The sequence below is a fragment of the Buchnera aphidicola (Mollitrichosiphum nigrofasciatum) genome, from assembly GCF_039388045.1.
Lineage (GTDB): Bacteria > Pseudomonadota > Gammaproteobacteria > Enterobacterales > Enterobacteriaceae > Buchnera_K > Buchnera_K aphidicola_B.
On the sequence record NZ_CP135015.1, the window covers coordinates 325,424 to 336,980 of the forward strand.

Below are 11,557 nucleotides of genomic sequence, written 5' to 3' on the forward strand. Positions count from 1 at the left end.
TGTATTATAATATCAATATTTTATTAATTATTAAATACTATAATTTAAATACAATATGAATGATAAAATATATATGTACAAAGCAATAAAATTAGCAAAAAAGGGAAAATTTACAACCAAACCTAATCCAAATGTTGGTTGCATTATAGTAAATAAAAAAGGAAAAATAGTAGGATCAGGTTGGCATGAAAAAAAAGGTTCACCACATGCAGAAAAAATAGCAATAAAGATGGCTAAAAAAAAAACAATTAACTCCACAATGTATATTACATTAGAACCATGTTCACACTATGGACAAACTTCTCCATGTTATAAAAAAATAATTTCCGCTAAAATTAATAAAGTAGTATGTTCTATGATTGATCCTAATCCTTTAGTTTCTGGAAAAGGATTAAAAAAATTAAAAAAAGCTGGTATAGAAGTAAAATTAGGTTTATTAAATAAAATATCTAAAAAAATAAACCAAGGTTTTATAAAACGAATGCAAACTGGATTACCTTTTATAACATTTAAAATGGGAACATCTATTGACGGTAGAGTATCCTTAAAAAACGGAGATAGTAAATGGATTACTTCTGAAAAATCTAGATCCAATGTTCAAAAATTAAGAGCAAAAAACGATGCAATATTAAGTACAAGTAATACAGTAATAAAAGATAATGCATTATTGAATATAAGAAAGAAAAACATACTAAAAAAAATAAATACTCAACCCATAAGAATTATTATAGACAGTAAAAATAAAATTCAACCAAACCAAAAAATAATAAAATTTAAAAGTAAAATATTTTTAATAAGATTTAAAAAAGATAAAAAAATATGGCCTGAGCATGTAAAACAATTAATTATTCCTAAAATAAATAATAAAATAAATTTAATACATTTATTTAAATTATTAGGGAATAAAAATATAAATAACTTGTTAATAGAATCTGGACCAAAATTATTTAGCACATTGTTAAAAGAAAAAATAATAGACAAATTAATTTTATACATTTCACCAAAAATTTTAGGTAATAATTCAAAACCATTAGCTATAATAAAAACAATAAATTTATCTAAAGCAATAAAATTAAAATTTGACAGCATTAAAAAAATAGGTGAAGATATACGTATAAAATTAGACACTAATTATTTCAATATAAAAAAATAACAAATCTATTATTTAAATTAATATGAAAAAAAATACATTATATAAAAATATAAAACAAAAAAAAAGAAAAAGAGCTAGAAAATATATTTTACAAGCTTTATATTCTTGGCAAATATCCAATGAAAATATTTTAAATATTAAAAAAAATTTTTTAAAACAAATAAAAAAAAAATTTGATATACAATATTTTAATGAAATAATTATAGGTATAACAACACACTATATAATAATAGATAATTATATAAAAAAATTTATAAATAGAGAATTTAATAATCTTGATCAAATTGAAAAAATAGTTTTACGTATTTCTTTTTATGAATTATTATATAGAAATGATATACCAAATAAAGTAATAATAAATGAAAGCATAGAATTAGTAAAAAAATTTGGTTCCAAAAATAGTCATAAATTTATAAATGGCGTTTTAGATGCAGCAATAATTAAAAAAAAAAGAATAACAAAAAAATTTAAAAATAATATAAATACATAAAATGAAAAAAAAATATTCACAAATACCAAAAGACGAAAAAGGATATTTAAAAAATAAAACAGACTGGAATATAAACATCGCACAAGAAATAGCTACTATAGAAAAAATAAATTTAAGTCAAGATCATTGGGAAATCATATATTTAATAAAAAAATTTTATAAAAAATATAATTTAGTTCCATCTAATAGAATGTTATTAAAAAAAACAAAAAAAAAATTTAAAAAAAAAAACAATAGTTTATATTTATTGTCTTTATTTCCAAAAGGTCCGGTAAAACAAGCTAGTAAAATTGCTGGTTTACCAAAACCTAATAAATGTTTTTAAAAAAATAAATTAATAATTAACAGTAATTAAAAAACTAAAAGAAACAATAATTATAATAGAATAATAAACATTCATTTTTTTTAAAAAAATAGAACTTTTTTTTTTACAAATTATATAAGAAATTACAAACCAAATAAATATTAATACATTCATAATAAAATTACATGTTGTATTTAAAAAACCATTAAGATACAACATAATAATAGAAATAAAAAATAAAAATATATGTAAACAAATATTTAATTGTGTTTTTAAAAAACCTTTTTCTATTAAAAAAATAGGAAATTTTATATTATTATAATCATTTTCATATAAAATAGAAATAGCATAAAAATGAGATATTTGCCAGCATGTTAAAATTAAAAATAATAAAACAACACATAAATCAAATTTATTTTTAACAGCACAATAACCAATAATAATAGGCATAGAACCTGAAAAAGATCCTATTATAGTGGAATAAATTGAATAACGTTTACATAAACTATACAAAACAACATAAATAAATAAACCTAAAAAAGACAAAAAAGCAGTTAAAATATTTACATAATTAATAAAAAAAAACTCACCTAAAAAAAAAAAAGCTATAGCATAAACTATAGCTTGTTTACGTAAAAAATTATTTTGAACTAAAATTCTATTTTTAGTTCTATACATTTTAGCATCAATTTTATAATCAATTACATTATTTAATAAACAACTAGAAGCTATAACAAAAAATAAACCTACAACAGAATACAATAAAACATAAAAATTTATATAATATTCAGATTTAAAAGCTAAAAAAAAACCACCAATCATTGTAATAATATTACCTATTATTAAACGAGGTTTTATTAATTCTAAATAACAAAAAATTTTTTTTATTTTACTCATATATATAAACCACAAACATATTATGCTTTAAATGATACATAATCCAGATTGTACCAACAAACAATATAGAAATTATAATTAAAACAAATACTAGTGCAAACATATGCCAATAATTTTTATTCATTATATTTAAATGAAGAAAATATTTTATCTGCGCAAAAACTTGTATAATTAATAAACATGACAAAACAATAATTGTCAAAACATTCGAAAATAAATTTAAAAAAACTATTAAAAAAGATATTATAGTCAAAAACAAAGAAATACAAAAACCAATACAATAACCATAAAAAAAATTATCAAAAAAAATACATTTATCAAAATCAAGAATAGAATTATTTTTTTTTATATTATTTTTCATCATAAAACCCCAAATAAATACACAAAAGTAAATATAAAAATCCATAATATATCTAAAAAATGCCAAAATAACCCAAGACACATCAACCTACCAAAAATTAATTTATTAATTCCAAAAAATAAAATTTGATAAACCATCACTAAAATCCATACTAAACCTACTATAACATGTATACCATGCATACCTATTAAAGCAAAAAAAGCAGATAAAAAACCACTTGTATAAGGTCCATAATTTTCTTGAATTAATGTGTAAAATTCATATAATTCTAAACCACAAAATACAATACCTAAAAAAAAAGTCAAAAATAAAAATAATAGAATATTTTTTTTTTTTTTAATTATAAAAACTAAAAAAATTCCATAAGTAAAAGAACTAATTAACAATATAATTGTTTCTAAGACAACTAAAGGTAATTTAAATATTTCTACCCCTGAAGGTCCTAATGCTACATTATTAACCATAACTGCATAAACAGCAAATAATGTAGCAAAAATAATACAATCACTCATTAAATAAAACCAAAATCCAAGTATTTTTTTATAATCAATAGAATATTCTTTTTTTTGATTTAACTGAATAGTGTTTTTAACAATAAAGTTATTTTTCATTGTAATATTTAACCTGTTTATTAATTTTTATGTGATTTTTTTCTATTTTTTTAATTATTTTTTTAGAAACAATATAATGTTTTACATCATAAGAACTAAATTTAACTAAATAAAGTATTATAAATATTATAGAAATTGTAAATAACCACCATATATGCCATATTGCTGAAAAGCCAAATAAGGAAGCAATAAAAGCTATAATTATACCAATACTTGTATTTTTAGGCATAATAATTTTTTCATAAAAAAATTTTTTATTTAAATTTAATTTTTTTTTATCTTCCCAAAATTGATCTCTACAAGATATATTTAAACTTTTTGAGAAGTTATAAAAAGGAGGTGGAGAAGGAATAGACCATTCTAATGTTCGTCCATTCCATGGATCGCCAGTAATATCAATATTTTGTTTACGTTCATAAATAGAAATAATAATTTGTATAATTTGTGATAAAATTCCAAAAAATATCAACAATGTACCGAATATCGTTACAGATAATAAAAAATGAAATTCTGTATCAATATTTTGACTTAAACGACGAGTCATACCCATAAAACCTAAAATATATAAAGGTAAAAAAGCTATAAAAAAACCAATAAACCAAAACCAAAATGATATTTTTCCCCACTTTTCATTTAAAATAAAACCAAAAAATTTAGGAAACCAATAATTAAAACCCGCAAAGCAACCAAAAACTACGCCGCCAATAATAACATTATGAAAATGCGCAACTAAAAATAAACTATTATGTAAAACAAAATCTATACTTGGTATAGACATTAGTACACCAGTCATTCCACCAAAAGTAAAAGTAATAAGAAAACCTATAGTCCATAACATAGAAGAATGCATATAAATACGCCCCATATACATTGTAAATAACCAATTAAAAATTTTTACACCTGTAGGAATAGCAATAATCATTGTCATAATCCCAAAAAAAGTATTTACATTAGATCCAGCACCCATTGTAAAAAAATGATGTAACCATACAATAAACGATAATATTGTAATTGCAACAGTTGCCCAAACTAATGAAAAATACCCAAATAAAGATTTTTTTGAAAAAGTAGCAACAATTTCAGAAAATATTCCAAAAGCAGGTAAAATTAAAATGTAAACTTCTGGATGACCCCAAATCCAAATTAAATTTACATACATCATAATATTACCACCAAAATCATTTGTGAAGAAATGAAAATTCAAATAACGATCTAAAGTTAATAAAAATAAAGTCACAGCCAATACTGGAAAAGAAACTAATATTAAAATATTTGAACATAATGTAGTCCAAGTAAAAACAGGCATGCGAAACATATACATGCCTTTTGCTCTCATACATAATATTGTTACTAAAAAATTTACAGAAGTTAAAATAGTACCTAAACCAGAAATTTGCAAACTCCAAATCCAATAATCAACACCCACTCCAGGACTATATTGAATACTAGATAAAGGAGGGTAAGCTAACCAACCAGTTTGCGCAAATTCCCCAATACCTAAAGATAAATTAATTAAAATCGCTCCACTGCATGTTAACCAAAAACTAATACTATTTAAATATGGAAAAGCCATATCTCTAGCACCAATTTGTAAAGGCACAATAAAATTCATAAAACCAATAACTAAAGGCATAGCTACAAAAAAAATCATTATTACACCATGCGCTGTAAATATTTGATTATAATGATGTTCTGGTAAAAAACCTGCACTATTATATTCAGTAGAAGCAAGAAATTGCTGTAATCGCATCATAATTGCATCAGCAAATCCACGAAATAACATAACAAAAGCTAAAATAAAATACATAATAGCAATTTTTTTATGATCTACAGATGTAATCCATTTGTTCCATATATATCCCCACTTTTTAAAATATGTTAATAATAAAGCAATTGTAAAAACACCTATTATAATAAAAATGCAAGTAGTCATTATAATAGGATCATGAAATGGAATAACACTTAATTTTAAATTGCCAAACATTTATATATCCTTAATTAAATACATATAAAATAATTTAATAAAAATATTAATATAAATAATTCTTAATTATGAAAACGATTCACAATTATATCTAATAAATGAGAATTAACATGATTAAAATAGCGCATTTTATAATCCTCAGGAGAACTAGAAATTTTATCAAATTTACTCAAAATATTTATATTTATAGTTTTATTTTTAATGTTATGAAGCCAATTTTGAAAAGACATATTATCAGGAGTAACAAGTACATTAAACTTCATATTAGAAAAACCAACACCACTATAATTTGCAGAAAAACCTTTATATAAACCAGGTTCGTTAGCTATTAAATTTAATTTATTAATCATACCAGCCATAGCATATATTTGACTTCCTAAAGAAGGAATAAAAAATGAATTCATTAAAGAATTAGAAGTAACTCTAAAAATTATTGGAGTATTATTAGGAAATATTAATTGATTAATAGTAGCAATATGTTGATCTGGGTAAATAAATAACCATTTTTTATTTAAAGAAATGACATCAATTTTAATAGGTGAAATTTTGGAAATAATTGCATTACTAGGATCTAATTTATGCGTAGATTTCCAAGCAATATTCGATAAAAATAAAATTATAATAATTGGAACAAACCAAACAATAAATTCTATTTTAAATGAATGATTCCAGTCAGGTTGATAAATTTTATTATTATTCTTTACATTATATTTATATGCAAAGAAAATAGTCATCAATATCACTGGCAATACAATAATTAACATTGTATAAAAAGATAAAAATATAATTTTCTGTTGTTGAACAGCAATTTCACCTTTAGGATAAAATAATGATGCATGACCACATTTGATAAAAATAAATGAAATTAAAACAAAAATAAAAAAAAAATTAATTTTACTTTTCATAAATATTATTATACCTTAAAATATTATATTAAAATTTATAATTATTTTAAATTTAATATAATTTAAAAAAGTAAAATATTTTAAAATAAATAATATAATTATTTTAAATAATATTAAACATATTTAAAATATTTCTTGCTATTCATAATATATAAAATAGAATATAATTTAAATAAATATAAAAAATTTAAAATTTATTAAAATATTATAAATTAAATATTACTAAAAATTTATTTTTTAAAAAATATTATAAAAATATTTAGTAATTATTTGATTAATAGATAATAAAACTGTTATTATTTAAAAATCAAAAAATATAACTTTTAATATTAATTTTTTAAATTACAATATAATATATAATAATATTAAATTAAAATAAACACTTTAATAAGGCTAAATAAATGTCATTTAAAAACAACTCAAGCGAAACAAAAAACAATTTTAATCAAACTTTAATACCTATGGTAGTAGAAACTAACGCAAGAGGGGAAAGGGCTTATGATATATATTCTAGATTATTAAAAGAAAGAATTATTTTCTTAACAGGGGCTATTAATGATGATACAGCTAATATCATTGTAGCACAATTGTTATTTTTAGAATCAGAAAATACAGAAAAAGATATTTTTTTATACATAAATTCACCAGGTGGAATAATTAGTGCAGGAATGTCTATTTACGATACTATACAATTTATAAAACCAAATGTTAGTACAATTTGTATAGGACAAGCATGTTCCATGGGTGCATTTTTATTATCTTCAGGTACAAAAGGAAAAAGATTCTCTTTGCCAAATTCAAGAATTATGCTACATCAACCTATTGGTGGATTTCAAGGACAAGCGTCAGATATCGAAATTCATACCAATGAAATAATAAAAATGAAGAAAAAAATAAACGAAATTTTATCATTAAACACTGGTCAACCAATTAATCAGATTATAAAAGATACTGAAAGAGATTATTTTCTTTCAGCTCAAGAATCAATTATATATGGTTTAATTGATGAAATTTTAATTCAAAGATTATAAATAAATTTAATGAAAATAATCCACTAACTAATAAAATTATATTTTCATATAATCTGAAAGGTTTAAATAATGGTAGAGAATCGAACAGATGATTCTGGAGTTTTATTATACTGCTCATTTTGTGGAAAAAATCAAAAAGAAGTACGTAAGCTTATTGCCGGACCAACGGTTTATATTTGCGATGAATGCGTTGAATTATGCGCAAATATAATGCATGATGAAATAAAAGATATTTCAGCACCGGATAACAATATTCCTTTACCTACTCCACATGAAATTAAAAAACATCTTGATGATTATATAATAGGACAAGATAAATCCAAAAAAGTGTTATCTGTAGCAGTGTATAATCATTATAAGCGTTTACGTTATGCAAATGCTCCAAACAATATAGAATTAGGAAAAAGCAATATCTTACTAATCGGACCAACTGGAAGTGGAAAAACATTATTAGCAGAAACATTGGCTAAAATACTTAACGTTCCATTTACTATAGCTGATGCAACAACATTAACCGAAGCAGGTTATGTTGGAGAAGATGTTGAAAATATACTACAAAAGTTATTACAAAAATGTAACTATGATATTAAAAGAGCGCAACAAGGTATAGTATACATAGATGAAATTGATAAAATATCTAAAAAATCAGATAATCCTTCAATCACTAGAGATGTATCAGGAGAAGGTGTACAACAAGCATTATTAAAATTAATTGAAGGAACTATCGCATCAGTTCCACCTCAAGGGGGAAGGAAACACCCACAACAAGAATTTCTTCAAATTAATACTTCAAAAATATTATTTATATGTGGTGGTGCATTTTCTGGATTAGATAAAATAATCTCGCAAAGATCTAAAAAAGGTTCAAGTATAGGATTTAAAGCAACAGTAAATTTTGAAAGTAATAAAATTAATTCTGATAAATTATTACAAAAAATCAAACCAAAAGATTTAATAAAATTTGGATTAATACCTGAATTTATTGGAAGATTACCGGTAATAACTACTTTACACGAATTAAATGAAGATGCATTAATTGAAATATTATGTAAACCTAAAAACGCTTTAATAAAACAGTATTTAGAATTATTTAACTTAGAAGGTGTAAGACTAAAATTCAAAAAAAAAGCAATTTATGCAATTGCGCGCAAAGCAGTAATACGAAAAACAGGAGCGAGAGGATTAAGATCTATTTTAGAAAAAACGTTATTAAATATAATGTATGATTTACCTTCAATGAAGAATGTTAAAAAAGTGATTATAAATAAATTAGTTATTAATAATAAAGCTAAACCAATTATATTATATAACACTAATAATCCTGAAGATTATTTATTCGAACAATGATTAAAATTAATATATTCAATTTAAATATTTATTTTAATAAATAAAACAGTTTTAAAAAAAATAAAGATTATATTACAATTAAAAAAAAAAAATGTAGTATAATTAAAAATTTAAATTTAAAAGTAAATAAATCAAAAAATAACCTAATATTTAAACTTAGGCCATAAAAAATTAAACGCAGATAATTAAAATATTTATTTTTGAAAATATATTTATTAATAATGCAAATTATTTATAAGTAAAAAATAAATATTTGGTTATTTGCGCCAAATTTTAAAAAATAAAATATAAAACAACCAGATGAAAAAACGCAGATAATTAAAATATTTATTTTTGAAAATATATTTATTAATAATGCAAATTATTTATAAGTAAAAAATAAATATTTGGTTATTTGCGCCAAATTTTAAAAAATAAAATATAAAACAACCAGATGAAAAAACGCAGATAATTAAAATATTTATTTTTGAAAATATATTTATTAATAATGCAAATTATTTATAAGTAAAAAATAAATATTTGGTTATTTGCGCCAAATTTTAAAAAATAAAATATAAAACAACCAGATGAAAAAATTATTTAAGAACAATATTTGAAAATAAAATATATATTAAAATTTTAAATAAATTCAATTTAATTAATTCATAAATTAATGTTTAATATATATAAAAATAAAATTAATGTTAAATTAATTTCATATAAATATTCGAAATTATATAAATTTTAGGAAATATTTGTGCAATTATTTAAAAAATTAAGTTGGTATTTTAAAATTGAATGGAAACGATATTTAGGAGCAATTATTATATTAATAATAATTTCCATATTGCAATTAATACCTCCAAAATTATTAGGTATGTTAGTAGATTTAATTGTAAAAGATGAAATTTGCACAAAAACAGCGTTGTATTGGATTGGTATAATTTCTGTTACAGCAATAATAATATATATATTAAGATATATATGGCGTATTTTATTATTTGGCGCAGCATATAATTTAGCTATAAAATTACGATCTAAGATATATTTTTACTTAAATCAACAAAATAAAGAATTCTATTTAAAAAATAGAACCGGTGATATCATGGCAAAAGCAACGAATGATGTAGATAAAATTGTTTTTGCAGCTGGTGAAGGTGTATTAACTCTAGTTGACTCTATAGTTATGGGTGGGTCAGTTTTAATTATGATGAGTACCCAAATAAGTTTAAAATTAACTTTATTATCTCTCTTACCTTTACCTATTATGGCTGTAATAATTATTAAATACGGAAAAGAACTACATTATTATTTTCACAAATCACAAGAAGCATTTTCAAAATTAAATAACCAAACACAAGAAAGTTTAACTAGTATACGCATGATTAGAGCATTTGGTTTAGAAAAACACTTATTTAAAAAATTTACTAAAATTGCTAAAAAAACTGAAAAAAAAAACATAGATGTTGCTAAAATAGATGCAAAATTTGACCCAACAATACATTTTGCGATTTCTTTTTCTAACTTAATAGCTATAATAGCAGGTGGAAATTTAATTTGGACAGAAGAAATAACCATAGGACAACTAACTAGTTTTATAATGTATTTAGGTTTAACAGTTTGGCCAATCTTAGCTTTAGCTTGGATGTTTAATATAATGGAAAGAGGTGATGCAGCTTGGGAAAGAATACAATGTATATTTAATATAAAACATAAAATACCCAAAAAAACAAAAAACCCAATACAAAAAAAAGGAATATTAAATATAAAAATAAATAATTTCACATATAAAAACAGAACAATTTTAAAAAATATAAATATAAAAATAAAACCCGGGCAAATAATAGGAATATGCGGACCTACAGGTTCAGGAAAAAGTACAATATTAGATTTAATTCAAAATAATTTTTCATCTTATTCTGGTCAAATTACATTTAATAACATACCTATATCTCAAATTAATCCATATATATGGAGAAAACGTTTGACTGTAGTAAACCAAAAAACTTTTTTATTTTCAGACAGTATATTAAATAATATATGCTTAGGAAAAAAAAACACTTCTTTAAAAGAAATTGAAAATGTAGCCTCTTTAGTACATATACATCATGAAATAATAAAATTCCCACAAGGTTATAATACAAAAATAGGAGAAAAAGGAATTAGTTTATCTGGTGGGCAAAAACAAAGAATCGCAATAGCAAGGGCATTATTATTAAATACAGAAATTTTAATTTTAGATGATGCATTATCTGCAGTAGATATTGAGACAGAATATAAAATTTTAAAAAATTTAAATACATTACAATATAAAAAACAAACGAAAATAATAATTTCCAATCATTTACCAATATTAGCAAAATCAGATGAAATATTAGTCATTAATAAAGGTACTATAGATTCTCGCGGTGGACATATACAATTATTAAAAAATAACACATGGTATAAAAATATGTATAATTATCAAATACTTAAATAAAAAAAAATATTTTTAA

Annotated in this window: 11 protein-coding genes; 6 read left to right on the forward strand and 5 right to left on the reverse strand. The window is 21.6% G+C overall.

Translation table 11 applies throughout. The annotated features are described in order from the left end of the window. The first annotated feature begins 55 nt into the window (after positions 1-55). From ribD to RJT30_RS01520, 3 genes are read left to right on the forward strand one after another with little or no spacing between them, the layout of a single operon-like run. Positions 56-1,153, forward strand: a complete 1,098-nt coding sequence (gene ribD, locus RJT30_RS01510; protein ID WP_343190224.1) for a bifunctional diaminohydroxyphosphoribosylaminopyrimidine deaminase/5-amino-6-(5-phosphoribosylamino)uracil reductase RibD — start codon at positions 56-58, stop codon at positions 1,151-1,153. A gap of 49 nt (positions 1,154-1,202) precedes the next feature. Next, positions 1,203-1,643: a transcription antitermination factor NusB gene (gene nusB / locus RJT30_RS01515; protein WP_343190492.1), complete on the forward strand. Its 441-nt coding sequence runs from the start codon at positions 1,203-1,205 to the stop codon at positions 1,641-1,643. A gap of 1 nt (position 1,644) precedes the next feature. Continuing rightward, positions 1,645-1,968 carry a TusE/DsrC/DsvC family sulfur relay protein gene (locus RJT30_RS01520; protein ID WP_343190225.1) on the forward strand — a complete coding sequence of 108 codons (324 nt, stop codon included), beginning with the start codon at positions 1,645-1,647 and terminating at the stop codon, positions 1,966-1,968. Positions 1,969-1,977: 9 nt separating this feature from the next. Here RJT30_RS01520 and cyoE read toward each other — a convergent pair whose 3' ends face one another. From cyoE to cyoA, 5 genes are all read right to left on the reverse strand, one after another. Next, complete coding sequence (cyoE, locus tag RJT30_RS01525) at positions 1,978-2,844, reverse strand: heme o synthase (RefSeq protein ID WP_343190226.1); 867 nt, start codon at positions 2,842-2,844, stop codon at positions 1,978-1,980. After that, complete coding sequence (locus RJT30_RS01530; RefSeq protein ID WP_343190227.1) at positions 2,837-3,205, reverse strand: cytochrome o ubiquinol oxidase subunit IV; 369 nt, start codon at positions 3,203-3,205, stop codon at positions 2,837-2,839. The genes cyoE and RJT30_RS01530 overlap by 8 nt, the downstream gene beginning before the upstream one ends. After that, on the reverse strand, positions 3,205-3,816 hold the full coding sequence (gene cyoC, locus RJT30_RS01535) for a cytochrome o ubiquinol oxidase subunit III (RefSeq protein ID WP_343190228.1): 612 nt from the start codon (positions 3,814-3,816) through the stop codon (positions 3,205-3,207). The genes RJT30_RS01530 and cyoC overlap by 1 nt, the downstream gene beginning before the upstream one ends. Further along, positions 3,806-5,800 carry a cytochrome o ubiquinol oxidase subunit I gene (cyoB, locus tag RJT30_RS01540; protein ID WP_343190229.1) on the reverse strand — a complete coding sequence of 665 codons (1,995 nt, stop codon included), beginning with the start codon at positions 5,798-5,800 and terminating at the stop codon, positions 3,806-3,808. The genes cyoC and cyoB overlap by 11 nt, the downstream gene beginning before the upstream one ends. Before the next feature lie 62 nt (positions 5,801-5,862). Continuing rightward, complete coding sequence (gene cyoA / locus RJT30_RS01545) at positions 5,863-6,705, reverse strand: ubiquinol oxidase subunit II (protein ID WP_343190230.1); 843 nt, start codon at positions 6,703-6,705, stop codon at positions 5,863-5,865. 401 nt (positions 6,706-7,106) lie between these two features. On the opposite strand from cyoA, the gene clpP reads away from it, so the two are divergent. From clpP to RJT30_RS01560, 3 genes are all read left to right on the forward strand, one after another. Beyond that, positions 7,107-7,736, forward strand: coding sequence for an ATP-dependent Clp endopeptidase proteolytic subunit ClpP (clpP, locus tag RJT30_RS01550; RefSeq protein ID WP_343190231.1), 630 nt, complete (start codon positions 7,107-7,109; stop codon positions 7,734-7,736). A gap of 69 nt (positions 7,737-7,805) precedes the next feature. Next, positions 7,806-9,083: an ATP-dependent Clp protease ATP-binding subunit ClpX gene (gene clpX / locus RJT30_RS01555; protein ID WP_343190232.1), complete on the forward strand. Its 1,278-nt coding sequence runs from the start codon at positions 7,806-7,808 to the stop codon at positions 9,081-9,083. A 736-nt stretch (positions 9,084-9,819) separates the two neighbouring features. Continuing rightward, the gene (locus tag RJT30_RS01560) at positions 9,820-11,541 is read left to right on the forward strand and encodes an ABC transporter transmembrane domain-containing protein (protein WP_343190233.1); all 1,722 of its coding nucleotides are present in this window, start codon (positions 9,820-9,822) and stop codon (positions 11,539-11,541) included. The last annotated feature ends 16 nt before the right edge of the window (positions 11,542-11,557 follow it).